The 25,411-nt window shown below is 62.8% G+C and carries 19 protein-coding genes; 6 read left to right on the forward strand and 13 right to left on the reverse strand.

Annotation, left to right across the window (positions count from 1 at the left end; translation table 11 throughout):
• Positions 1 to 39: 39 nt before the first annotated feature.
• Together QTL96_RS22100 and QTL96_RS22105 are read right to left on the reverse strand one after the other, a co-directional pair.
• Entirely contained in the window at positions 40 to 2,481 is a 2,442-nt protein-coding gene (locus QTL96_RS22100) for a hypothetical protein (RefSeq protein ID WP_289729209.1), read from the reverse strand.
• Positions 2,482 to 2,541: 60 nt separating this feature from the next.
• Positions 2,542 to 3,837: an adenylosuccinate synthase gene (locus tag QTL96_RS22105; protein WP_047514597.1), complete on the reverse strand. Its 1,296-nt coding sequence runs from the start codon at positions 3,835 to 3,837 to the stop codon at positions 2,542 to 2,544.
• A gap of 199 nt (positions 3,838 to 4,036) precedes the next feature.
• Between QTL96_RS22105 and QTL96_RS22110 the strand changes: the two genes are divergently transcribed.
• Positions 4,037 to 4,948, forward strand: coding sequence for a DMT family transporter (locus QTL96_RS22110; RefSeq protein ID WP_289729210.1), 912 nt, complete (start codon positions 4,037 to 4,039; stop codon positions 4,946 to 4,948).
• Here the strand turns inward: QTL96_RS22110 and QTL96_RS22115 are convergent, their stop codons facing one another.
• A complete protein-coding gene (locus QTL96_RS22115; protein ID WP_289729211.1) occupies positions 4,949 to 5,794 on the reverse strand; it encodes a GNAT family N-acetyltransferase in 846 nt (281 codons plus the stop codon).
• A gap of 333 nt (positions 5,795 to 6,127) precedes the next feature.
• Here QTL96_RS22115 and QTL96_RS22120 point away from each other — a divergent pair, with 333 nt between their 5' ends.
• Positions 6,128 to 7,990, forward strand: coding sequence for an SGNH/GDSL hydrolase family protein (locus QTL96_RS22120; RefSeq protein WP_289729212.1), 1,863 nt, complete (start codon positions 6,128 to 6,130; stop codon positions 7,988 to 7,990).
• A gap of 11 nt (positions 7,991 to 8,001) precedes the next feature.
• On the opposite strand, the gene QTL96_RS22125 is transcribed toward QTL96_RS22120, so the two are convergent.
• The 9 genes from QTL96_RS22125 to ung all read right to left on the reverse strand — a co-directional run bounded on the left by QTL96_RS22125 (position 8,002) and on the right by ung (position 18,026).
• Complete coding sequence (locus QTL96_RS22125; protein WP_289729213.1) at positions 8,002 to 8,589, reverse strand: putative colanic acid biosynthesis acetyltransferase; 588 nt, start codon at positions 8,587 to 8,589, stop codon at positions 8,002 to 8,004.
• The gene (locus QTL96_RS22130; protein WP_289729214.1) at positions 8,586 to 9,914 is read right to left on the reverse strand and encodes a hypothetical protein; all 1,329 of its coding nucleotides are present in this window, start codon (positions 9,912 to 9,914) and stop codon (positions 8,586 to 8,588) included. The genes QTL96_RS22125 and QTL96_RS22130 overlap by 4 nt, the downstream gene beginning before the upstream one ends.
• Positions 9,911 to 11,134: a hypothetical protein gene (locus QTL96_RS22135; protein WP_289729215.1), complete on the reverse strand. Its 1,224-nt coding sequence runs from the start codon at positions 11,132 to 11,134 to the stop codon at positions 9,911 to 9,913. The genes QTL96_RS22130 and QTL96_RS22135 overlap by 4 nt, the downstream gene beginning before the upstream one ends.
• A 74-nt stretch (positions 11,135 to 11,208) precedes the next feature.
• A complete protein-coding gene (locus tag QTL96_RS22140) occupies positions 11,209 to 12,183 on the reverse strand; it encodes an NAD-dependent epimerase/dehydratase family protein (protein ID WP_289729216.1) in 975 nt (324 codons plus the stop codon).
• A 16-nt stretch (positions 12,184 to 12,199) separates the two neighbouring features.
• Entirely contained in the window at positions 12,200 to 13,408 is a 1,209-nt protein-coding gene (locus QTL96_RS22145; RefSeq protein ID WP_289729217.1) for a glycosyltransferase family 4 protein, read from the reverse strand.
• A 217-nt stretch (positions 13,409 to 13,625) separates the two neighbouring features.
• Positions 13,626 to 15,473: a Wzz/FepE/Etk N-terminal domain-containing protein gene (locus QTL96_RS22150; RefSeq protein WP_289729218.1), complete on the reverse strand. Its 1,848-nt coding sequence runs from the start codon at positions 15,471 to 15,473 to the stop codon at positions 13,626 to 13,628.
• 155 nt (positions 15,474 to 15,628) lie between these two features.
• Positions 15,629 to 16,237, reverse strand: a complete 609-nt coding sequence (locus QTL96_RS22155) for an alpha/beta hydrolase (protein ID WP_289729219.1) — start codon at positions 16,235 to 16,237, stop codon at positions 15,629 to 15,631.
• A 15-nt stretch (positions 16,238 to 16,252) separates the two neighbouring features.
• Positions 16,253 to 17,185 (reverse strand): VOC family protein, encoded by a 933-nt coding sequence (locus tag QTL96_RS22160; RefSeq protein WP_289729220.1) that lies wholly within the window; start codon positions 17,183 to 17,185, stop codon positions 16,253 to 16,255.
• A 139-nt stretch (positions 17,186 to 17,324) separates the two neighbouring features.
• Positions 17,325 to 18,026 carry a uracil-DNA glycosylase gene (ung, locus tag QTL96_RS22165; RefSeq protein WP_289729221.1) on the reverse strand — a complete coding sequence of 234 codons (702 nt, stop codon included), beginning with the start codon at positions 18,024 to 18,026 and terminating at the stop codon, positions 17,325 to 17,327.
• A gap of 159 nt (positions 18,027 to 18,185) precedes the next feature.
• Here ung and QTL96_RS22170 point away from each other — a divergent pair, with 159 nt between their 5' ends.
• From QTL96_RS22170 to QTL96_RS22185, 4 genes are all read left to right on the forward strand, one after another.
• Positions 18,186 to 19,610 carry a phosphomannomutase gene (locus QTL96_RS22170; protein ID WP_289729222.1) on the forward strand — a complete coding sequence of 475 codons (1,425 nt, stop codon included), beginning with the start codon at positions 18,186 to 18,188 and terminating at the stop codon, positions 19,608 to 19,610.
• 34 nt (positions 19,611 to 19,644) lie between these two features.
• On the forward strand, positions 19,645 to 21,072 hold the full coding sequence (locus tag QTL96_RS22175) for a mannose-1-phosphate guanylyltransferase/mannose-6-phosphate isomerase (RefSeq protein WP_289729223.1): 1,428 nt from the start codon (positions 19,645 to 19,647) through the stop codon (positions 21,070 to 21,072).
• 96 nt (positions 21,073 to 21,168) lie between these two features.
• Positions 21,169 to 22,482 (forward strand): UDP-glucose/GDP-mannose dehydrogenase family protein, encoded by a 1,314-nt coding sequence (locus QTL96_RS22180; protein ID WP_289729224.1) that lies wholly within the window; start codon positions 21,169 to 21,171, stop codon positions 22,480 to 22,482.
• Positions 22,483 to 22,501: 19 nt separating this feature from the next.
• Positions 22,502 to 23,524: an NAD-dependent epimerase/dehydratase family protein gene (locus QTL96_RS22185; protein WP_289729287.1), complete on the forward strand. Its 1,023-nt coding sequence runs from the start codon at positions 22,502 to 22,504 to the stop codon at positions 23,522 to 23,524.
• Positions 23,525 to 23,527: 3 nt separating this feature from the next.
• On the opposite strand, the gene QTL96_RS22190 is transcribed toward QTL96_RS22185, so the two are convergent.
• Complete coding sequence (locus QTL96_RS22190; protein WP_289729225.1) at positions 23,528 to 25,294, reverse strand: GGDEF domain-containing phosphodiesterase; 1,767 nt, start codon at positions 25,292 to 25,294, stop codon at positions 23,528 to 23,530.
• Positions 25,295 to 25,411 lie beyond the last annotated feature (117 nt).

The raw sequence follows: 25,411 nt of genomic DNA on the forward strand, positions 1-25,411 counted from the left end.
CTGCCCTTTCCTGTATTTGTTCAGTCTGAACGACCGGCCTTACTGGCTGGTCGAGACGTCGCCGGCTGCGTTCCATTCGCGGATCGCGGCGTTGAAGGCTTCGACGCCGGTCGGGCCCTTCTGCATGGTCAGAAGCGCGCGGCGGCCGTTGCGATAGGTGATCGGAATATCGATCCAGTCGCGCGTCGACAGCAGGTCGAGGTTGGCCTTGCGGGCATCCGGATAATCGTTGAGCGCGATCATGTGGAAGTCGTCGGTGATCTTGGCGGGCACCGCGACAAGCGGATCACCGCGATCCTGCTCGGTCCGCTTCATCGAAATGCGCTGAACGCTGTCGATCGCGCCACCTTCGAAATTCGCCGGCAGCGAGAACACCATTTCGACGATATGGCTGGCCGGAAGCGACGGATCGGAATTGCGCTTGAAGTTGATCTGCGCCGTGAGGTTCCGCTCGGGCACCGTCAGCGTGCCCTGCACGGAAGCTTCCTGCTTGCCGTCGGCGCCGGCCTCGTGGTGCAGGCTCCAGACGATCGAGCCCTGGATCGCCGTAGGCGAGCTCTGGCCGATGCGCTCCTCATAGAGGAACATCTTTTCGCTGGAACCGGCAGGCGCGGTCTGGCCGGCTGCGGGCGGCGTCGCGGATGCTGCGACGGCAGGTGCGGCCGTGCCAGGAGCGGCTGCCGGCGGTGTCGTGCCTGCGGCGGCCGGTGCGACCGGGTCGGCGGAAGCGACATTCTGCTCGGCGACGGACTTGCCTTCGGCGACCTGCGTGCTTGGTGCAGCCGCCGGGCCGCTATCGACCTCGGTGCCATCGGCCATCAGCCGCTGCGTGAACTTGTTGCCGGCAGCAGAACCGTCGGCGGAAGCCGCACCGTTCTGCGCGGCATCAGGCGTCGCAGCAGCCGGCTTGGCATCGCTTGTCTGGTCCGCAGGCGCTGTCGTGCCTGCAACAGGCGGCGTCTGCGCGGTCTGCGATGGTGCTGCGCTGACGAGGCCCTTGACCATTTCGGTCAGCGCGGCCTGGTGCGTATAGGCGGCATAACCGCCGCCGCCGACAACGCCCAAAGCGATCAGAAGCGCGATGATGGAACCGATGCCGAAACGACGGCGCTTCGGCTCCATGCGGAAATTCTTGCCCTGGAACTTCGAGGCGATGTCGTCGTCGTTGCTTGCGACCGGCAGGCCATCGTCATCCTCGGCAACGACGCCACGATTGTCGTAGCCGCGAAGCCGGGTCGCTTCCTGCCAGTCGTCGCCGGCGAGAGGCTCGTTTTTCGGCGTCGGTCCGCCATGAATTTCGGAGAAGAGATCGACATCCTCGTAGGATGTGGCAGCCGGTGTCTTCTTGTCGTTGTCGATCGGCGGCAGATCGTCGAACGCAGCCGCTTCCCAGGAGAAGCTCTCATTGGCAGCCGGCATCTTTGCCGGTGCAGCCGCTACCGGCGCCGCAGCGTAGTCGATGCTCGACACTACTTCGTCGAAGGCGCGCGCCGCATCGTTTGCGGCAGGTGCGGCATGCGAGGTCTCGGAGAACTGGCGCAGTTCCTCGAGCGCCCAATCCGTCGGCTCAACCGTCTTCGTGGACGGTTCGGGCACTTCTTCTGCCGGCTCGTTCCACACCGGGTCGAAATGACCGGCGGCGTCGGCATGAATGGGATCGTCCTGCGTCTGCTCGACGAACTGATGCGGCGGCTCGAACACCGGAACCGGCTCGACGAGACGGTTGCTCAGGTCGAAATCGCGCGCGACAGGCTGCGCCCGCGGCGCGTCGTCGATGACAGGCTCTGCATAGGGCTCGACATCAGGCGCGGCAGCGAAATCATGGCCATGCGTCTCGCGCGCGGCCTCATACTGGTCCTCGACCGGCAGCTGCCACGGCTCGACCGCTTCCGGCTCGGAGGCGGCGGACACATGCGGCGCTTCCTCGAACACGGGCTCGGCATGCGAGTGCGCGGGCTCGTGATAGACTTCGGGCTCGGGCTGAACTTCGGGCTCTTCGTGAACCTCGGCGGCATGCACCGGCGCCGGCTCTTCGTAAACCGGCTCCTCATGCGCGACAGGCTCGTCAGCAACCGGAGCCTCGGGCTCGACGGGCGCTTCGTAAGCCGGTTCCTCGTAAGCGGGTTCTTCGTACGCGGGCGCCTCGTAGGCCGGCTCGGCCTCCGGAGCGTCCTCCGCCTCTTCCGCGACTGGCTCGGGCGCGACTTCCGGCTCGGCCGGCGCTTCCGTCACCGGCTCGGCGACGGCAGCCTGGTCCTCGGCCGGCAGTGCGTCGGCATGCTCGGCTTCGACTTCACGAATGGCGGCTTCGAGCTTTTCCAGCTGGCGCTGCAGCATGGCCTCGGGCGGACGCGGCTTCATGTTCTCGAGCTGCCGCTGTACGGCACCGCGAGCACGCTCGTAAACCTTCACCCGCATATCGGGAGTGTTGTCGGTCAGGCCGTCAACCGCCCGCCGGATAACTGCGATAAAATCCGCCATACGTACTTTCTCTAAGAGTGTGGTTCGCCGCGCGAACCACACAAATAATCATATAAAACCTTAATCCTCAAAAGGATCGGTCACAAGTATGGTGTCATCGCGCTCAGGACTTGTAGACAGGAGAGCGACGGGGGCGCCGATCAGCTCTTCAACCTGGCGGACATACTTGATCGCCTGGGCCGGCAGATCGGCCCAGCTGCGCGCGCCGACGGTCGATTCCTTCCAGCCCTCAAGCGTGATGTAGACGGGCTCGACGCGCGCCTGGGCAGCCTGGCTGGCCGGAAGATAATCGATCTCCTTGCCGTCGAGCTTGTAGGCGACGCAGATCTTCAGTTCGTCGAGGCCGTCGAGAACGTCCAGCTTGGTGAGCGCGATGCCCGTGATGCCTGAGGTCTTCACCGTCTGGCGAACCAGAACGGAATCGAACCAGCCGCAACGGCGCGGACGGCCGGTATTGACGCCGACTTCGCGGCCGACGGTCGAAAGATGCTTGCCGACTTCGTCGTTCAGCTCGCACGGGAACGGACCTTCGCCGACGCGGGTCGTGTAGGCCTTGGTGATGCCGAGAACATAACCGATCGCCGTCGGGCCGAGACCGGAGCCTGCGGCAGCCTGACCGGCAACCGTGTTGGACGAGGTGACGAAAGGATAGGTGCCGTGGTCGTTGTCGAGCAGCGCGCCCTGCGCACCTTCGAACAGGATGCGCGCGCCGGCCTTGCGCTGGTCGTCGAGGATACGCCAGACCTGGTCGACATAGGGCAGAACCTGATCTGCCACGTCGTTCAGTTCCTTCTCGAGCGATTCCACCGAAATCTCCGGCAGGCCGAGGCCGCGGCGCAGCGCATTGTGGTGCGTCAGCAGGCGGTCGATCTTGGCCGGCAACGCTTCCTTGTCGGCAAGGTCGATGGCGCGGATCGCGCGGCGGCCGACCTTGTCTTCGTAGGCGGGGCCGATGCCGCGACGGGTGGTGCCGATCTTGGTGCCGCTGTTGGAGGCAGCATCTTCACGGAAGCCATCGAGATCGCGGTGCAGGGAGAGGATCAGCGGCGCGTTGTCGGCGATGCGCAGAATCTCGGGCGATACGTTGACGCCCTGGGCACGCAGCTTCTCGACTTCGGCGACGAAATGATGCGGATCGACGACGACGCCGTTGCCGATGACGCTGAGCTTGCCGCGCACGAGGCCCGACGGCAGCAGCGCCAGCTTGTAGCTGACACCATCGATGACCAGCGTATGGCCCGCATTGTGTCCGCCCTGATAGCGCACGATCACATCGGCACGTTCCGAAAGCCAGTCGACAATCTTGCCCTTGCCTTCGTCACCCCATTGCGAACCGACCACAACTACGTTCGTCATTCACGTCTTCCTGTTAAAGGCGGATTTAACCGCTCCCTGCTCAAACCCGCGCATCTATAAGGCTTTGTTTTTGGGAAAGCGACCCTGTATTGCCGTCTGAATTGGCTTTTTACGTGACAAATCAGCTATTGGCAGGCTATTTGCCGCCATCGTCGGAGGAAGTTCTGCGCCCGCGCAGCCGACCGGGAGAGAATCGGCCGTGCAGTTTGCAGCCTACATATGCCTTGTCGTTGCCGCGATGTGCTGGGGTGGCAATACCGTTGCCGGAAAACTGGCGCTCGGTCACGTCAGCCCGATGATGCTGACATCGCTACGCTGGTTCGTCGCAACGGCGATCATTGCCGCCATATCCGTGCCGCAGCTGAGACGCGACTGGCCGGTCGTGCGCAAAAACCTCCCTCTGCTCTTCTTCTACGGCATTGTCGGCTACACGCTGTTCAATGCCATGCTCTATTCAGCGGTAAAATATACGACCGCCATCAATGTCGCAATCGAGCAGGCAGGCATCCCGATGCTGATATTCCTGCTCAACTTCCTGTTCTTCCGCACCGGCGTGTCGCTGGCCCAAATCCTGGGTTTCGCGATGACCTTGCTCGGCGTGGCGCTGACGGCCGCCCATGGCAGCCTGAGCACGCTCCTGGAGCTCGGCCTCAACACCGGCGACGGCCTGATGCTGGTCGCGGTCGCCGCCTACTCGGTCTACACCATCTTCCTGCGATGGAAACCGCCGCTCGACTGGCGCACGCTGATGGCGGTGCCCGCGCTCGGCGCCATGCTGAGCGCGCTGCCGCTTCTGGCCTGGGAGGCCTCAAAGGGCGCGGCACAGGCTCCCGACGGCACCGGATGGCTCATCACCATCTACACGGCGATCTTCGCCTCGCTGATGGCACAGGTCTTTTACATCAAGGGCGTCGAGTGGATCGGCGCAAACCGCGCGGCGCTCTTCATCAATCTCGTGCCCGTCTTCGGCACGCTGTTTTCTGTCGCGCTACTCGGCGAAACACTGCAGACGTTCCACATCGTGGCGCTGGTGCTGACGCTCGGCGGCATCGCCATCGCCGAAAAGGGCCGCCCCAATCGCGCGGCACCTGCCACTTCGGACGCGAGCTAGCTAGCCCAGTTCCAATGTGGTGACGCCGAAGACATTCTTCAGCGGAACCGTGGGAACGGCGCCGCGATACATGCGAGATGTCTCGAACACAGGCTCAAGCCCCATGCCGATGGCAAGCGCCACCGCGTCGCGATTGTCGGAGGGGATATCGATGAACACCCGCGCGCCCTTCGCCTCCTGCCCAAGCGTGGAAAGCAGCGCCGCTGCGCTATCCGCATCGGCGGCAAACAGCGGCCCGATCTTGTATCCGTCATAACAGCGGCGGATCGTGCCATAGCCACGGATCTTGCCGCTCTTGCGCACGACGGCCGTGCGCCGATGCTTGCGGTTGGTGCACCACGAGGTCACGAAGGCCGGGCGCTGGGCTGAAAACACGCTGGCGTCATAGCGCACCAGCCCGTCCAGCTTGTCGGTCACGGGCGTGGCGGTCAGCGACGACGATGGCAAAGAGCCGATGACGCCGCCATAGCGAACCGTCTTGTAGGCTTCCTCGAAGCCGGCCTTGCGGTAATTCTCCTGTTGGGCAACGACGCCATCGAGCCCAATGCTGCGGCCATTCGCCGATGCGATGCCGGCATCCCAGATCGCCCTGCCGTAACCCTTGCCGCGAAATTCCGGGTGAACCATGTAGAGCCCGAGAAAGGCCAGATCGTCGCCATACTTGACGACGGAGATCGAGCCAACCGGGACTTCGCCGACTGCGCCGACGAAAAACCCCGATGGATCCGCGTCATGAAATGGAAGCGAATCGTCGAGACCTGGATTCCACCCCTCCTGGCGCGCCCATTCGAGCACTAGCTCCAACTCACCGGGCCGCATGGGGCGAACGGCAAACTCCGAATTCATGCAATCTTCCCAATCAGGCCCACGGCGAGCGCACACAGGCGGCATACTATTGTGAAATCAAGTCTAGCGGCCGCGATACGCGATCGATGACCAGGAAACATGTTCTCTACGGAGGCGATCTGCATCGATCGACATGACGTCGGACACAGAAAACCTTCCGGCCGGAATCATCATGGAACAAGGAACCTGTAATCTCAAGATAATTACTTAAGACAACATGAAGGTAGCCACGCTTCGAGCGCTTCGACCGTAAAAGAACTTGCGCCGACAGCTCGTCCCCGTCTCCCGACACTGAATTAGGATATTTTTCCCAATCCTTACAGGAGACCCGCAATGCTTGTCGGTATCGGCCTTTCGACTGCCCAATCCCCCGCCCGGCAACGCCCCGGCCCTCGCACAATCATCGCATTCGGCGACAGCCTGACCGAAGGCGCCGGCGCATCGTCCCGCGACACCACCTTCCCGGCCATCGCCGCCAGCCTCTTCGACCCGCCGAGAATGATCATCAATCGCGGCATCGGCGGCCAGACCTCGACCGAGATCGCAGCCAGACAAGGCGGCGTGCCGCTCAAGCTTGCCGTGGCCGGCGGCGATATCAGGAACCTCTTTCCGCATACGCGCGACTGGATGGACCGGTTCGAGACCGGCATCGTCAACGGTCTCACCCATGAGTGCATCAACAAGGGCACCGACGAAAACGGCCTGCCCTATGGCGACGTCAAAATCCACGGGACGGCGACAGCCGGCTTCACCGACATCGGCCGACAGATCTACGGCGCCATCGCCGCCAACCACGCGGCGGAGCCGGGCACCCCCTGGACGATATCAAGCGCGATTCAGATGATCGCCGGCTCCACCTCGGGCATAGCGGGCATGCGCCTTCTGCTCATCGAGGCCGACGAGCTCGGCGGCTACCTCGCCGAAATCGCCGCGCCGGCTTTCGCCCTTGATGGCAGGCGGAGCCACGTCTCGGCAACGGCGACGAACAGCCACAGCTTCATCCGCTCCACGCATCTGCTCGACATCATCCCGGGCAGCGCGATCGACATCACGCTGCGCATCTTCCCCGGCCAGTTCGAACAAGGCGCGGCCGCGACCGCACTGCAGCTGACACCCGGCGACGGCGAAATCCCCGCCTACCACCCGGAATTCTCGCGGCGATACCGTTTCGATCAGGATAGCGACGGCTGGCTACCGCGCATCCAGGACGGCCACGCGGCACCGGTTGTCGCGCGCGACGGCAAACTAATCGTCGAAAACGACGACGCCGGCGTGCTGCGAGGATGCGAACTGGCCATCGCCGAAATCCCCGGCGGCCAGATCATCCCAGGCGGCAAGCTCATCCACATCGCCTTCGACATCGAGCTCATCGACGGCAGCGGCCAGATCCATGTCGGCGGCCTCAGCGCACCGGGCGGCAGCTGGGCGACAACGACATCGGACGACGACCCGACATGGGCAGTCGCGGCGAGCGGTCATTACGAACTGGTTTTCTCAGCCGGCAATCTCGCCAACGCAAACCCACCCTGCGGCGCAATCGCCTTCCTCAGCAGCGGCACCCTTCTCCGCTGGTCGCTCGACAACATCGTCATCGAATGGGGCGACGGGACCCCGCAAGTGGAGGTCCTCTACCGATCGGTCGAGGCGCTGCACGGCGCCAACGGCGCCATCGGCCTACACGGCACGCTGGCCGGCGTGGAGGGCACGCTGACGACCGATGGCGGTACGCGCTACCTGTTCACGCGCAGCCATGCAGGCGACGCCGTGCCCGTCGCATACGCCACGCCCTTCCACCCCAGCGATGCGAGCACCGGCCAGATCCAATGGCTATCGGCCGGCCGCAACAATGCGACGACACCCGAGACCGTTCTCTCCGACATCGCGGCCATGGCCGCCCATGTCCCCGGCAGCCGCTATCTGATCGGCTCGATTCTACCGTCGTCCGCCGACAACCCCGAAACCCGCCAGACGATCGCCACCCTGAACGCCACACTGGCTACCCTCTACGCGACACGCTTCGTCGACCTGTACGCCGCACTCGTCGTCGCAGCCAATCAAACGACCGAGGACCAACAGGACATCGCCGCCGGCATCATTCCGAGGTCGCTTCGCGCCGACGCCCTGCATCTGAACGACCAGGGCTATGCGATCACCGCCGTAGCCTGGGTATCGGCGACGCTGGCTATGGGCTGGTGACGCGCGCGAAGCTATGGGTTGATAGCCCGGGCGCGGATCGGCCGCGCCGGATTGCCGGCATAAACGGTCCATGCGGCAAGATCGCCGAAAGCAACGCCCCGCGCGCCGAGAACCGCGCCCTCCCCAATCGAAACGCCAGGGCCGACAAAAGCCTCGGCCGCGACCCACGCGTCAGCGCCAACGGTGATCGGCCGAGCAATGAGCTGGAACAACGCGTCATCGATATCATGCGAGCCGGTGCACAGATGCGCCCCCTGCGAGATCACCGCACCGCACCCGATACGAACAGGCGCGATGCAATAGATGATCGCCCCGCGACCGATCAGCGTGTTCTCCTCCATGACCAGATGTGGCGGATACCAGATCCGCGCCGATCCATGTACCCGCGCATTGCGCGCCAACCGCGCCCCAAACAGCCGCAACAAAAACGCCCGCCACCGATGCAAAGGTGCCGGCGTCCAGGCCGCGAGCAGCGCCCAGGTGATCCCCCAGGTCAGACGCAGCGCACGATGCCTGACGCTAAAACTCGGCCCGCCCTCGCGCGAGCCAGATCGGGCGGCATCGAGTATGCCGAAATTCTCCGACGCGCCTTCCGTCATCGCCGCAACCGCTCCTGATGGGGCAGCCCAGGATAGGCGTGTTCCCTGACCGGCCAGGACAACGCCAAAACAACCGCGATCTGGCAAACAAACAACGGCAGCACTGCGCCAACCGGGCCACGCAAAAGGATCGGCATCGAGGACGCGATAACGATACGCGACACGCTGATGCCGCCGGACACGCCCCACTCCGCCATCAGAACCGACCGCAGCAGCATGGCCGCAACGACCCCGCCCAGCGCGACGCCGGCAAAGCCGAAATCCATGTAGAGATCGCAGCCGACGAAGAAGGACAGGTTCGGCGTCCCGTACATGCCCGCCGCAAACAGCTCGTTGCCGACATCAAGCCCGCCCACGACAGGCTTCCCGGGCCAGACCGCGCGCGGCACGAAGAACAACAGGATGGCGACGAGCTTCTCGCCCCACATCTGATCATGCGCAGACATGAACCGCACCGCATGCACCGCCATGTCGAAGACATCGACCGAGGGAATGTCGAAAAAGTTGCTGAAGACGGATATCTCGGAGAGATCGCCCACGCCATCCAGTCCAAGCCGCGTGGTGATGCTCAACACCGGAAACAGGACCGTCAGCGCCAACAGCCCAACGACATAAAACCACGCAGCCGCAACCCGGCCACCGCAAAGCGGCAGCAAGACCGGCCCCCAGACCGCCAGCAGCATGAAGCGCGGCGCATTGAACGGATTTCGCGAGACCGCCAGCAAGGCAATGACGAGGAGCAGCGGCACGAAAGAGATCAGCCGCGATCGGGACACATGAAACCGCACCGCGACAAGGCAAGCGGTCACCGACTGCAATCCGAGAAAGAACAGGCTGCCGATGAAGGCCTGCGAAGGGTCCTGCTCCAGCCGCGACGACAACAACCGCTCCATCCCGCCTTCGGATACGACGAAGGATGCGAAGGCAAGCCCGTTCACGGCCAGCAGAACCGGCACCGGAAATATCGAACCACCCGCTTCGGAGGCAGGCTCGTCGCGCTCCATCGAGACAAACAGGAACGGCATGCAGAAGAGCACCACAATCAGCATGGCGGCAACAAATTCGTGCGGCTCATAGGCATAGGCCGTGATCGCCGTCGCGCCGCCGATCCGGTCCCCATGCATGCGCTGCAGGGGCGAGATCACGAAGTAGACGAAGAGACAGAACCAGAAGATATCGCCGACCTGGAACCGGCGCGACCGAATGCGATAGAGCCCGATCAGCACCATGAGGAACATCGGCAGCGTCAAGAGAACGACGAAGAGGCTGTCGGCGAAGGGCAGATTGGCGAGATAGAGCGCCGAGACGGTCCAGAGCCTGATCATGCGCTGACCCGCAGTGTCTTCAGCCCGTGCGCTCGCCGGAACACCGAGGCCCAGATGACCAGCGCCCCAACCACATGCGTCACCACCTCCGCCACCGCCAGCCCGACAAGCCCGAGCAACGCCCCGAAACCTGCGCTCGCTGCGAAGCCGACGAGCATTGCGAGTACTGCAGCAACGGCCACGACGCGAAAGCGACCAAGCCCCTGCGCTGCCTGCGCCAGCGTCTGCGAGAGCGCGCCGGTCAGTACGCCGACAGCAAAGAGCGCCACCACCAGACCCGATTGCGCGAAGGCGCCGCTCATCAGCAAGAAGGAGGAGCTACCGACCAGCATCAAACCAAGCGTCAACGCGATCGCAAGCAACGTCGCCAACCGCTGCGCCTCGAAGCCCGCCCTCAACGTGGTATCACCCAGCCGAAGGGCACGGACCATATCGGGAAAATGCGCGCGCCGCACGAACTCCAGGACCTGCGACACGGCCGCCGCGATCTGCCTGCCATAGACGAACAGTCCCAAACCCGCCTGCCCCAGAACCGCCGCGCAGACCACGATCTGAAACCGAAACGACAGCTGTCCGGGCAGGATTGCAAGCAGAACGCCAAATCCCTCACGGGCAAACGCGCCGCAATCCGCAACGCTAACCTTCACCACACGCATCGCGCATCCCAGCCGCCAAAGCACAGCCATCTGCGCGAAGACCGCGAAGGCGTATCCCAGCGACAGCGCCACCCCGAGGATCATGCCTGCGTCAGCCGGTTGCGCCCCAGCTACGACCAGTGCGATGGCGGACGCGATATAGGCGAGCATCCCGGTCAACCCGCTGATGCCGCTGAGCCCCAGTCCATCAAAGACGCCCGCCGCGTTGAATGCCGAGATCAACAGCGCAGGCACCGCTGCGGGGACATAGGTCCGCGAAAATCCGTCTCCGCCAAACCAAGCGTAGACGAGCGCCGCCAGCGATAACACGAGCGCAACGCCCAACCGAACAACCGAGGCCTGCCAGTAGCAGCGCCGCGCCACATCCAGGACCTCGCGATCCCCCGCCAGCGAAATCCGCGTGGCGATGACGACAGGCGCGCCGAAGTCGACGATCATCAACGCCAGGATCGCAAAGGAGAAATGCGTCGCGAACGCCGCCAGGAGATCGAGTGCGCCGCGTTGGATCAGCCATGTTTGCGCCAGGAAGATCGATCCCTGCCCGATAGCGAAGCTCAGGATCAACAACGCCGCATTGGTCGAGCCGCGCGGCCGTCCGCACATCGCAGAGAGCCTATCCCACCGAGGAAAGGCGCGTCTCACGCAGCGCTCCGCAGAAGCTGGCTCTCGATCCAGGCATAGGTTTTTTCCAGGCCATCGATCAGGCTCTGCGTCGGCCGCCAGTGCAGTGTCTCGGCAATCAGCCGATTGTCCGATCTGCGCCCGCGAACGCCCATCGGCCCAGCAACATGCCGTTTGTGCAGCCGCTTGCCGGCGATCTCGCACACCATGTCGACGAGGCGGTTGATGCTCACCATCTCCTCGGAGCCGATATTGACCGGCCCGGCAAAATCCGAGCGCATCAGCCGCACCGTGCCCTCGATGCATTCGTCGATGTAGAGGAAGGAGCGCGTCTGCATGCCGTCGCCCCAGATCTCGATCTCACCGCCATGATCCGCCTGCGCCACCTTCCGGCAAATGGCCGCCGGCGCCTTTTCCCTGCCGCCGTCCCAGGTTCCCGATGGGCCGAAAATGTTGTGGTAGCGGGCGATGCGACAGGTCATGCCGTAGTTGCGGGCATAGGACTGATAGAGCCGTTCCGAAATCAGCTTCTCCCAGCCATACTCGCTGTCCGGTGCTGCGGGATAAGCGGAAGATTCCTCGCAATTCGGGTTATCGGGATCAGCCTGGTTGACGGCAGGATAGACGCAGGCCGACGACGAGAAGAACACGCGCCCAGCCCCGCGCCGGCGGCATAGATCGGCGACGTTGAGATTGATCGAAGCCGAATTGTGGATGATGTCGGCATCGTGCTGGCCGGTGAAAATATAGCCGGCCCCGCCCATATCGGCCGCCAGCTGGTAGACCTCGTGGAAATCGCGGTCCATCACCCGTTCGCAGACGTCGATCAGCCTCAGATCTCCAACGATGAACTCGTCGGCCAAGCTTTCCTCATAATCAGGCAATTTGAGATCGACACCACGAACCCAAAAGCCGTCGCGCTTCAGGCGGGCAACGAGGTGGCTGCCGATGAACCCTCCGGCGCCGCAGACAAGTGCAGTCTTCTCCAGCATGCAACGCCCCCCAGCGCTAGATTGCCTGTTTCTCCATCTGATAGAGTCCAGCGAAAATGGCCTCGAAGCGATCGGTGATCGGCTCGATCGCGAAATGCGCCTCGGCATAAGAGCGACCATTCGCGCCGAGCCTGCGACGCAGCCCTGCATCGCCGGCAAGCCCACGCAGATTGTCGATGAACGCCGCCGCATCATCAGGATCCGACGCAAGCCCGGCATCGGCGCGCTCGATGAGCCGCCGCGCCAAGTTGTTGCGTGGCACGGAGGCCAGCACCGGCCGGCCGCATCCGAAATAGGTCAACACCTTTGATGGCACGCAGAAGGTCCCAGCCCCCTCTTCGATCATCGCGATCAGGATATCGGCTGACCTGAGAACACCGGGCAAATCTGCAAACGGCACCCACGGCTTTACGCTCAGATTGCTGACACCTTCCGCCGCCGCCTTGCGCGCCAGGCTCTCGGCAATCGCTCCTTCGGAATGAACATCGATCGCAACAGGCAGCGCTTTCGCCACCTGCAGCAGCAGATCGGGATTATGCTTGTAGCCGAGCGTTCCCGCATAGACCGTCCGGATAGGGCTAGTGCCCCTTTCGCTTTCGAACGCTGCCAGTCCGACCGATCGCATATCGTCCAGCGGCGCCCAGTTCTCGATAACGGAGATCCGACCGGGCGTGATGCCGTTTTGCCGGAGATATGGAACGAAGTCATCGGTGATCGCGACGACATGATCGCTTTGCCTTAGCAGACCAAATTCGAGCCGCTGATATCGGCGCGCCACCGCGTTCCCGATCAGCGGAAACGTCGCAGGCAGGAAGCGGCCGATGGCCTCGCTGTAGATATCCTGAAGCCAAAACACGAACCGCGCTCCGCCGGCGCGCGCAGCCTTGTGAATGACGGCTTGCGTATCGAGCGGTGCATTGGCGGAGAGCACAATGTCAGGCCGAAACCGCCTGATCTCGCTGGCCACCATCCGCCCGAACTCGATCTCTTGCGCCCTCCGCTTCAGGAAGCTCGACTTCTGAAACGGCTCGGACAGCGAAAGGCCGGCGATACGAAACCCGGACGGATCATCCGGCCGCGCGGCAAGATCACCCTTCGGCGTCTGGAAGCTGGCCGAATAAACGTGGAGAACCTCATGCCCGCGCCGCGCCAGCGAGCGGGCTAGCTGAACCTGAAACGGATGACCGGAATAATCGTGGACGAGAATGCGCCTTGCACGGACCATGCGTCGCTCTTCAACGAATGAGTGAAATCGCTATTTCAAATGCCTGCAATCAAGCGCCACCGAGAAAAATCGGGGCGCAGCCATGACGCGAATAAGGTTGCATTTATGAATGAACTAAACCTTCAGTAACGCAGCTAGTGTGTCAAGCGGACGCCGCCGATAAACGCCTGGATTGCACCTAAAGAGGTAGGCCACGGCGGAAGCGGCGGCCTCCCCCCTACCCAGCATAAGCTGTGCGCCACAGCGGCTTGGCCTGGAAGCTGAACCAATGGCGCTGATCCTGCCCGTTCAGCACCGCGATCACAGGCGTGCCGCCGCCGACATTTCCCTTCAGCGCCGCCACAGCCTTGCGCGCGACGTTCTGCGGCGTCCGCGCCCAGCGCACCACGAAGAGCGCGACATCGCAGAGCCGGGCCAGATAAAGCGCATCCACCGCCGCCTCGACCGGCGGCGTGTCGATGACGACGTAGTCGAAATGCAGCCGCGCCCGAGAGAGAAGCGCCCGCACCCGCGCGCTCATCAGCAGCTCGTCGGTCGCGAACTCGGCCGGCCGCGCGCCAAGGATAACGGAGAGGTTCGTGGCGTGGTCGACGGCCACCATGCTGGCGAGCCCAGGATCGGCCTCACCGCGCAACAGATTGACGAAGGCGGGCGTCGGATCGCGATCGACGTGGCGGTGAATGCTGGGCTTCCTGAGGTCGCAGTCGATCAGCAGCGTGCGCTTTCCCGCAAGCGCATAGGTCCGCGCCAGCGCCGTCGCGAGCGTCGATTTCCCCTCCCCCGGAAGACTGGAGGATACCATGATCACGATGCCCTCCTCGCGGGCATCCTCCGTCACAGGATGCCGGCTGAGAAGCGCCTGCTCGACCGAGACCCGGATACGCCGGATCGATTCCGAAAAGACAGAGAGCGGCGCCGTCATGATCCGGTCGGAGAGCCCGCGCCCATGCGGCCGCTCCAGCTCGCCACCCTCCTCATGCGGCACCACCGACGCCAGCTGGATGTTCAGCACCGCCTCGACCTGATCCTCCCCGGTAAATCCGCCAACGAAGAACTCCCGCAGGAAACCCGCCCCGATACCGAACCCAAGCGCAACGAGGCTCACGACAGCAAGGATCGCGGCAACCCTCGGATAGGATGGCTCGATCGGTGGCAAGGCCTCGGAAATCACCCGGCTGTCGGCCAGTTGCAGGCTGGCCTGCGCCTCGAAATCCTGCAATCGGGTGAGAAGGTTCTGATATTGCGCCCGCGCGATCTCAGCCGATTGCTGCAGACTGTAGAATTGCGTCAACGTCTCGGAGGGTGTCGGTAGCTGCGGCGTGGTTGTAGGCAGCGTGGCTGGCTGATTGAGTTGTGCATCCGCGACGCGCAGGCCCATTTTGCCGTTGCTGAAGGCATCGCGCATACCCGCATTGGCGGCAAGGAAGCCATCCAGCCGCCCCTCGTGGCTCGCAAGGCTGTCCTTGGCGGCGCTCACTCGTGCTTGCAGGCTGTTGCGGGCCGCGATCGTGCCCGCCACCTTGGCGTCGATCTGATGCCTGATGTAAACCGAAGCCGCACGGTTGGCGAGAAGCGCGGCTTTCGCGGCATCCTCGGATGTGACGCCAACGGTGATGAGATAAGTCAGCCCCTCGCGGCGGACACGAACCGCCTCCTTGAACGCGGCCAGCGTCTCGCGCTCGGCGTCATCGGTGGTGTGAGAGGATGCGCCGCCGAAGCGAGCTAAGATGGCCGTAAGGTAGCCGGATCGGGATGCGAACTCCGGGTCATCAGCGAGCTTGCCCTCGCGCACGACATCGAGGAGCACGGCATCAGACTGCGCGATCCGCACCTCCCCCTCCACCCGCGCATTATCGGAAGCATTGGCAATTGCCGCGCTATCAGGCGCCAGCAGATTCTTGGCGCTGGTGTCGACGACGACAAGCGCCTGCGCCGTATATCGCGGCGTCAACACCGTCAGGACGATAGCGGTGAGCGAGAGAATGGCGGCGGCGGTGGCCAAGACCACCCATATCTGGCGACGGAGGAGGCCTGAAATCATCCTGAGGTCGGCAATATCGCTCATACGAATGCATATCCTCGGAAAATGAGATCCTATACCCGCTCCAGTATCAATGATGAAAAATTACCACAGAAGATTGAAGGCATGACCCTAGATCAAAGTGGTAGCGCGCAGGAAGCCATCGGGCAGGCCCCGAAAGGCCTGCCCGATAATGTGTCCTATCTGTATGGCTCAAAGAGCGCCTTGATCGCATCGACCTCATTCGGCCGGATCTCGTGTCCGCCGGGATGCCACACGGTCGTCACATCGGCCTTCTGGCGCTCGTAGTAATCGGCCAGCGCCTTGGTAACCGGCACGGGGCTGATCGGATCGCGCTCGCCGGCGGTGATCAGCACCTTGCGTCCCGCCAGACCGGCATTCGCTTTCGGCTGGAAGGGAATGAGCGGATGCATCAGCGCCGACGCATCGAACACCCCCTTCTCGATCAGCACGTTGGCGAGAATGTTGGCGCCGTTCGAAAAGCCCAGCCCGAGGATTGCCGAAGCCTGGTGCTCCCTTGCGAGCTCGCTGACGTAACCCGCCATCTTGTCGGTCGCCCGCGCCAGATCGGCCATGTCGTAGACGCCCTCGCCGGTGCGCTTGAAGAAGCGCGCAGCGCCGTATTCCGAGACGTCGCCACGCGGCGAGACGATGGTTGCCTCGGGCAAAAGCTGTCGCGCGAAGTCGAAGAACTGGTTCTCGTCTCCGCCCGTCCCATGCAGCGTGAAGAGAATAGGCTTGCCTGCGGCACCGGCATGCAGCCGGTGCACATATCCATGATCGGTCATATCGATATCCTTAGCTTATGCTTCCAGCGGTTCGAGATGCTGTTCCAGCAGCGAGCGCAGATGCTCGTGCTGCGTCGGCAGCTTTAGCGCTTCGCCGAGATGCGCCGTATCCTCGTCCCGGTCAAAGCCCGGTTCGTTGGTGGCGATTTCAAACAGCACGCCGCCTGGCGTGCGGAAATAGATCGCCCAGAAGTAATCGCGGTCGATAACCGGCGTCACCTGGTATCCGGTGTCCATCAGGGCCTTGCGGACCTCCAGCTGCTTCGCGCGGTTTTCGACGGCGAAAGCGACGTGATGCACCGAGCCCGCGCCCGGAAGCGCCCGCGAGATGTTCGGCATCGTCTCAAGATCGATCAGGTGCGCGCCATTGCCGCCGGGAATGGTCAAACGCTTGACGCCGTCGCGCTCGTCCTGGACCTGATAGCCCATGAACTTCAAGAGTTCCGATGTCGCGCCGTCATCGCGCAGTCGCATGGCAACCGAATGGAAACCGCGGATCGCGTGATCCTGATCAACGCCGCCATGTGTCCAGGGCAGACGGGTGTCGTCCTTGACCTCGACCAGCGCGAAGCCGTCACCATCGGGACCGGCAAAGTTCAGCCGCTTCTCGCCGAATGTTTCCTCGGCTTTCAGACCGGTCACATTGAGCTTGGCGAGGCGATCGCTCCAGAAGCCGATCGAACCCTCGGGAATGGAATAGACCGTCGTTCCGACTTCGCCGGTGCCGGGACGGCCCTGCGCCATCTTCGGGAACGGGAAGTAGGTCATGATCGTGCCGGGCGCACCGTTCTCGTCGCCGTAATAGAGGTGGTAGACATCAGGAGCGTCGAAATTGACCGTCTTCTTGACGCGGCGCAGACCGAGCGCGTTGGTGAAGAATTGATTGTTCGTCTGGGCGTTCGCAGCCATCGACGTAACGTGGTGAAGACCCTTGATCTGGTCGAGCATTTGAGACCCCTTTCTGGCCCGTCTGGCGGGCTGTTCGATGGGTCATAGATGATCTTTATCAGCGCGTTGGAATAGTCCCACGGACCGGAACGCATTGTCTACTTTTAGTGAACGACGATCTGATGTCGTTCATCGCAAGCTATTCATCGGCAGGGTTTTCGGGAAGCTGCCAGTCGATCGGCGAACGTCCATGCTCTTTAAGAAAGGCATTCGCCCTGGAGAAATGATGGCAGCCGAAAAAGCCGTTATGCGCCGAAAGCGGCGATGGATGCGGCGATTTGAGAACGAGATGCCTGGATGTGTCGACAAACGCAGCCTTGCGCTGCGCATAGGCGCCCCAGAGTATGAAGACCACCGCATCGCATTCGTCGTTGACCTTGCGGATCACGGCATCGGTGAAGGTCTCCCAACCCTTGCCCTGATGCGACGCGGCCTGCGCCTCCTCGACCGTCAGCACGCTGTTCAAAAGCAGAACGCCCTGCCGCGCCCAATGTTCGAGAAAACCGTGGCGCGCCGGCGTAATGCCGAGATCGGCCTGCAACTCCTTGTAGATATTGACCAGAGACGGCGGAATTCTGATACCCGGCTGCACGCTGAAGCACAGGCCATGCGCCTGCCCTGAGCCGTGATAGGGGTCCTGTCCCAGGATCACGACCTTCACATCTTTAAGCGGTGTCAGATCAAGAGCCCTGAAATATTCCGATCCCTTGGGAAAAATCCGTTTCCCCATCTGCTTTCGCTCGATAAGGAAGCTTCTCAGCCTTTGCATGTAGGGCTGCTCGAACTCTGTGGACAAGGCGCTCTTCCAGCTGTCTTCGAGTGCGATGGTCTGTTCATTCATGCAATTGCCTCCACCGGCTCGCGAAACGCGTATCAGACTTGCGTCGAAAAGGGATTTGGCGAGCATTTTATCGGTTGCCGGCCATCAAAGTTTACGAACTTTGCGTAATCTGCTTTCAAAGCGTGGACGAATTCAAGCGTTGCCGAGGGCTTATTCAGAATGAAATTTGGGACAAGCGGGCTTCGAGGCCTTTCCGAGGATCTGAAGGGCCGGGCATCGGCGCTCTATGCGACGGCGTTTGGCCGCTATCTCCTCGAAAGTGGGCGGGCGAAGGCCGGAGACCCAATCCTTGTCGGCCGCGACTTTCGCCAATCCAGCCCCGAGATATCAGCCGACTGCATCAAGGCGCTCGGCAAGCTCGGCTTCGCGATGATCGATTGCGGCACGGTGCCGACGCCGGCGCTGGCGCTTTACGGCCTGCATCTCGGCGCCGCCTCGCTGATGATCACCGGCTCCCACATCCCCGCCGACCGCAACGGCATCAAATTCTATCGGCCGGATGGCGAGATCGACAAGGCTGATGAAGCCGCGATCACAGCGGCGGCGACCGATCTCGACCGCACCGGCTTCGAATGGCCACTGAGTGACCGGCAAGCCGAGGATCGGTCGGTCGAGTGTTTCGACCTGTTCAAGAAGCGCAACGCCAGTCTGCTGCCCGCCAATGCGCTTGCTGGCCTGAAGGTCGGCGTCTATCAGCACAGCACCGTCGCCCGCGATCTCATGGTCGATCTGCTCAAGCACTTCGGCGCTCAAGTCACGGCTTTCGCGCGCTCCGAGCACTTCATTCCCGTCGATACCGAAGCCGTCTCGGAAGAGACCATCGCACTTCTGAAGCAGGCGGCAACCGACCACGGCCTCGACGCCATCGTGTCTGCCGATGGCGATGGCGACCGGCCGCTGGTGACCGACGAGACCGGCACTCCGTTGCGCGGTGACCTCCTTGGCCTGATCGCCGGCAACTTCCTCGGCGCGGACGCCGTGGTGACACCGGTGACCTCCAACTCCGGCATCGAAGCATCGGGATCGTTCAGCGTCATCCGCACCCGCGTCGGATCGCCCTTCGTGATATCAGGCATGCAGGAAGCGCTGGCATCGGGCAAGACCGGCGTCGTCGGCTTCGAGGCCAATGGCGGCACGCTGGTGGCGAGCGCTTTCGAGGTCAATGGCACCACGCTGCTGGCTTTGCCGACCCGCGATTGCTTCCTGCCTGTTCTGGCGACACTGGCGCAGGCCGCCGCAAACAAGCGCCCCCTGTCGGTCGTCGCATCCGGCTACGCGCTCCCCTTCGCCGCCGCCGATCGGCTGGAGAATTTCCCGGTCGAGACCAGCGCCAAGCTGATGGCGCATCTGCGCGCAAGCCCGGCCAATCTCTCCGACTTCCTGCAGCCGATCGGCCAAGTCGACAGCACCAGCGACATCGACGGCCTGCGGGTGACGCTTGCCGACAAGCGCATCATCCACTTCCGCCCATCGGGTAACGCGCCGGAGATGCGCTGCTATGTGGAAGCGGAGACGGAGAGCGCTACCACCGACCTTCTTGCAGCAGGCCTCAAGCGCATCCGCGCCTGGGCGAGCGCAAACTGATCAACGATTAAAGACCATTCGAGGACACATCCAGATGACGCAGAAGATCGTTCCGATAATCATGGCAGGCGGCAAGGGCACGCGCCTTTGGCCGCTGTCGCGCGCCGCCGCCCCCAAGCAGTTCATCCGCTTCATCGGTGATACCACCCTCTTTCAGGACACGTTGCTGCGCGTCTCCGACAAGGCGCTCTATGAACCGGCGATCGTCATCACCAACGAGGAATTCCGCTTCCTCGTCGCCGAGCAGGCCCGTGAACTCGACATGACGCTGTCGAGCATCCTCCTGGAGCCGATGGCCCGTAACACGGCCGCTGCCGTTGCTGCCGCCGGCGCGCTGGTGCGCGACCGCTTCGGCGAGAGCGCCATCATGCATGTGCTCGCCTCCGACCACGAGATCGATGCCGACCAGGTCTATTTCGACGCCGTGCGCGCAGCGATCGCCGCCGCATCCGCAGGCAAGCTCGTCACCTTCGGCATCAAGCCGACGGAACCGGCAACCGGCTATGGCTATATCGAAGGCGGCGAGGCGCTGCCGAGTGGCGCGCTGACGGTCAAGCGCTTCATCGAGAAGCCGCCGCTCGCGAAAGCCGAGGAGATGCTGGCATCCGGCGGCTTCTACTGGAATTCCGGCATGTTCATGTTCCCGGTCGCCAAGCTCCTGAGCGAGCTGACCACCTTCGCGCCCGATGTCCTCAAGGCTGCAGGCGAAGCCGTCATCAAGGGCGTCAAGGATCTCGACTTCATCCGCCTCGACAAGGCGGCATTCGCGCAAAGCCCCGATATCTCCATCGACTACGCGGTCATGGAAAAGACCAGGAACGCGGCCGTCGTTCCCTCCCCCTTCCAATGGTCGGATCTCGGCAGCTGGGACGCGATCTGGAAGAGCGGCAATCCTGACGAAAAGGGCAATGTCGCCGCTGAAAACACCACTGTCGTCAACACCCGCAACTCGCTGGTCATGACCCACGGCGTGCATCTGGCGGTCAACGGCATGGACGACGTCGCCGTCATCGCCAGCGAGGATGCCGTCTACGTCGGTCACCTCAAGGACAGCCAGGACGTCGGCGCCATCGTCAAGATGCTGGCCTCCAAGCCGACGACCTCGAAGCTCACCGAGACACACCCGACCTCCTACCGTCCCTGGGGCGGCTACACCTCGATCTTCAACGGCGACCGCTTCCAGGTGAAGCGCATCTTCGTCACCCCAGGCAAGAAGCTGTCGCTGCAGAAGCACCACCACCGCTCCGAGCACTGGATCGTCGTCAAGGGCACGGCCGAGGTCACGATCGGCGAGAACGTGCAGATGCTGCGCGAAAACGAATCGGTCTACATCCCGCTGGGCGAAGTCCACCGTCTGGCCAATCCGGGCAAGATCCTGCTCGAACTCATCGAAGTCCAGACCGGCTCCTACCTCGGCGAAGACGACATCATCCGTATCGTCGACGAGTTCGGCCGCAACTGACCTCTTGGTTGTCTTGAACTTATAAAATTACCTCTGTAACACCATCATGGCCTTGCCATCAGGCAGGGCTTTGATCGGTGTTTGAGGAAAATTTCCATGCGTATTGTGATGATCGGCTCGGGCTATGTCGGCCTTGTCTCGGGGGCCTGCCTCGCGGATTTCGGCCATCATATCACCTGTGTCGACAAGTCGGCGGCCAAGATCGATGCGCTCGAAGCAGGCCAGGTGCCGATCTTCGAACCAGGCCTCGACACGATCATCGCGCAGAACCGCGCCGCCGGACGCCTGGATTTCTCCCGGGATCTCGCAGCCCCCGTGGCCGCTGCCGACGTCGTCTTTATCGCGGTCGGCACGCCCTCGCGCCGCGGCGACGGTCATGCGGACCTGAGTTACGTCTATGCGGCGGCGCGTGAAATTGCCGCATCGGTGCAAGGCTTCACCGTCGTCGTCACCAAGTCGACGGTCCCCGTCGGCACCGGCGACGAGCTCGAGCGCATCTTCCGCGAAGAGTTTCCCGACAAGGACATCGAAGTCGTGTCCAACCCGGAATTCCTGCGCGAAGGTGCCGCCATCACCGACTTCAAGCGCCCCGACCGCATCGTGCTCGGCACCGAGGAGCCGCGTGCCATCGAGGTTATGCGCGAAGTCTACCGCCCGCTCTATCTCAACGAAGCCCCGCTCTATTTCTGCGAGCGCCGCACCTCCGAGCTGATCAAGTACGCCGCCAACGCGTTTCTGGCCATGAAGATCACCTTCATCAACGAGATCGCCGATCTCTGCGAGCAGATCGGCGCCGACGTGCAGAAGGTCGCCAAGGGCATCGGCATGGACAAGCGCATCGGCGACAAGTTCCTGCATGCCGGCCCCGGTTATGGCGGCTCGTGCTTCCCCAAGGATACGCTGGCGCTGGTCAAGACCGCGCAGGATCATGACAGCCCGATGCGGCTGATCGAGACCACCGTCGCCATCAACGATAACCGCAAGCGCGCCATGGGCCGCAAGGTGGTCGCTGCCTGCGACGGCAACGTGCGCGGCAAGAAGATCGCCATTCTCGGCCTCACCTTCAAGCCGAACACCGACGACATGCGCGATGCGCCCTCGATCACCATCATCCAGGCATTGCTCGACGGCGGCGCGACAGTCCACGTCTACGATCCCGAGGGGATGGATGCGGCAAAGGAGTTGCTCGGGCCCGTCGTCTATGGCAGCGATCCCTATGAGATCGCTGAAGGCGCCGATGCGCTGGTCCTGGTCACCGAATGGGAGGAATTCCGCGCGCTCGACTTCAAGCGGCTGAAGACCCTGGTCAAGACGCCGGTGCTGGTCGATCTGCGCAACATCTATCCGATCGCCGAAGTTACCAGGCACGGTTTCAGCTACTTCGCGGTCGGCAAGAAGAGCAAGGCATAACGAACAGCAGGGCATGAGCATGCGGTATTTCATCACCGGAACAGCCGGTTTCATCGGCTTCCATCTCGCGCGCCGGCTTCTGCAGGACGGGCACGAGGTCACCGGCTTCGATGGCATGACGCATTATTACAACATCAAGCTCAAGCACATGCGCAACGCCGCGCTTGCGCAGTTTCCGGCCTTCACGCCGGTGACGGCGATGCTGGAGGACCGCGCGGCACTCAAACAGGCTGTCGCGGTCGCCAAGCCCGACGTGATGATCCACCTCGCCGCCCAGGCCGGCGTGCGCTACAGCAACGAGAACCCGCAAGCCTATCTGAACTCCAACCTGATCGGCTCGTGGAACATTCTGGAGATCGCCAAGAACATCGGCGTCTCCCATCTGATGCTGGCCTCGACCTCCTCGATCTACGGTGCCAATCCGACGGTGCCCTTCCACGAGACCGACCGCGCCGACGAGCCGCTCACCTTCTACGCCGCGACCAAGAAGTCGATGGAGCTGATGGCGCACAGCTACGCCCATCTCCACAAGATCCCGACCACGGCCTTCCGTTTCTTCACCGTCTACGGCCCCTGGGGCCGGCCGGACATGGCGCTCTTCAAGTTCGTCAAGAACATGCTGGAGGGCCAGCCGATCGAGATCTACGGCGAAGGCAAGATGAGCCGCGACTTCACCTATATCGACGATCTCGTGGAAGCCGTTGTGCGACTTTCCACTGTCGTCCCCGCCGAAAGCAATCGCGTCGCGTCCGAGAAGGTCGAGACGCTCTCGCGCCAGGCGCCGTTCCGCATCGTCAACATCGGCGGCGGCCAGCCGATCAGCCTGCTCGACTTCGTCGATACGGTGGAAAAAGCCCTCGGCCATCCAGCCAAGCGCGTCATGCTGCCGATGCAGCAGGGCGACGTACCGCGCACCTATGCCAGTCCCGACCTCTTGCAGGCGCTGACCGGCTACACGCCAAGCACCTCGCTCGAACAGGGTGTGGCGGCTTTCGTGGAGTGGTATCTCGAAGCGCGCGGTGAACTCGGCACGGCAAGCTGATTATCAGCTCGTAACCAGCGCTGAAAACTTGGCGTCAATCTCGGCGGCCGGCACCGGCCTGCTCAGCGCAAACCCCTGCAGCGCATCGCAGCCGAGCTTCGCCAGCGTCGCGGCATGCCGCTCGGTCTCGACGCCCTCGGCGATCACCTTGACGCCGAGCGCCTTTGCGATCTCGATGATCGACTTCACCACCCGCCGCTGCTCGTCGGACGTATCGATCGCATCCACCAGCTGGCGGTCGATTTTCAGCCGCGTCGGGCGCAGCCTGACGAGGCCGATCAGCGAGGCATGACCGGAGCCAAAATCGTCGATCTCGATCTCGATGCCCATCAGCTTGATCCGGTCGACGCTCTGCATCATCTCGTCGTCGCAGTCGTCGAGAAAGATCGTCTCGATCAACTCGAAGACGATCGAATTATCGGGGATATCGAGCGCTTCCAGATCGCTGATCAAGAGCGGATCATAAAGCCGCTGGCCGGAGATGTTCACCGAAATCCTCGGCACATCGAAGCCATGCTGCTCCCATTCGCGGCGGTCCCTCAGCACGTGCCGCAGGATCGACGCATCGATTTCGGCGGTCAGTCCGTGTTCGTCGGCAACCTTCAGGAAATCCGCCGGCGCCAGAATGCCGCGCTCCTTGTGCCGCCAGCGCGCCAGCGCTTCGAGCCCGACGATCTCCCGCGTGCGGGCGTCGAATTGCAGCTGGTAATAGGGAACGATTTCGCCTGCCGTCAGCGCCAGCTTGAGCTCCTCGGCGATCCGCCGCTTGCCCATCAGCTCGTCCTTCAGCCGCTGCGTGAAGAACTCGATGCGGTCGCGCCCGCCGCTCTTGGCCGCGTATAGCGCCATGTCGGATTCGGCCAGAAGATTGGTATCGCCGCGATCCGCCGACCATGAAATGCCGATGGAACTGCCCGACTGCAGCATCTCATGCCCGAAGCGGATCTTCTTGCGCAAACGCTTCTGCACACGGCGCGCAATCTCCCGCAATTCGTCCATGCTCTCGAAGTTGACGAGCACGATGACGAATTCGTCGCCGCCGATCCGCGCCGCCATGCCCGTTTCCGGCAGCACCGCGGCGATCCGCAAGGCCGCTGCGCGCAACACGGCATCGCCGGCGGCATGGCCGTAGCTGTCATTGATCTGCTTGAACTCGTCGAGATCGAGATGCAGCACCGCCAGCGTCGAGATGCTTTCGTCTTCGGCGAGTTCCGCGATCCGCTTGTCGAAGAAGCGTCGGTTCGGCAGACCGGTCAGGTAGTCGTGCTCGGCCGCATGCTCGATCCGCGCCGTGCTCTCCTCAAGCGCCAGCGCACGGGCCTCGGCCACCTCGCGCTGCCGTGCCGCCTCGGCGTTGAGAAGCACGTCTGCGGTCACATCCCATTCCGCGCCGATGAACGAGGGCGCCCCCTCGTCGCTCACATAGAAATGCGCACGGGAGCGGATGTAGCGGATTTCGCCATTCGGCCAGACGATCCGGAACTCCGAATTATACTGGCCGCGCTTGGCGATGGCGTCGTTGAATTCCTGGGTGGCACGCGCGCGATCATCGGGATGGATCGCGTTCGACCAGATCGATGTCGGCACGGGACCGCTCCGCTGGCCGGAGTGATAGAGGCGATGCATCTGCACGTCCCAGGAGATCTCGTTCGATCGCAGGTCATGCTCCCAGACACCGATCTGCGACGCATCGAGCGCAAGCTCCAAACGCCGTAGAAGATCTTGAAACTCCCGCTCAGAGCGTCTGGAGTTCTTAGATGCCAAAGCCATTCATGCCTCACGCAACGTCAAAGCGAAACCCATCCCCGTGCCCGCCAGCAACCACGATCACCTACCAGTGATTGCCAAGTGTGACATTAATTAGAACACCCTAAAAATCTATCAATG

Source organism: Rhizobium sp. S163, assembly GCF_030380805.1.
Classification (GTDB): domain Bacteria; phylum Pseudomonadota; class Alphaproteobacteria; order Rhizobiales; family Rhizobiaceae; genus Rhizobium.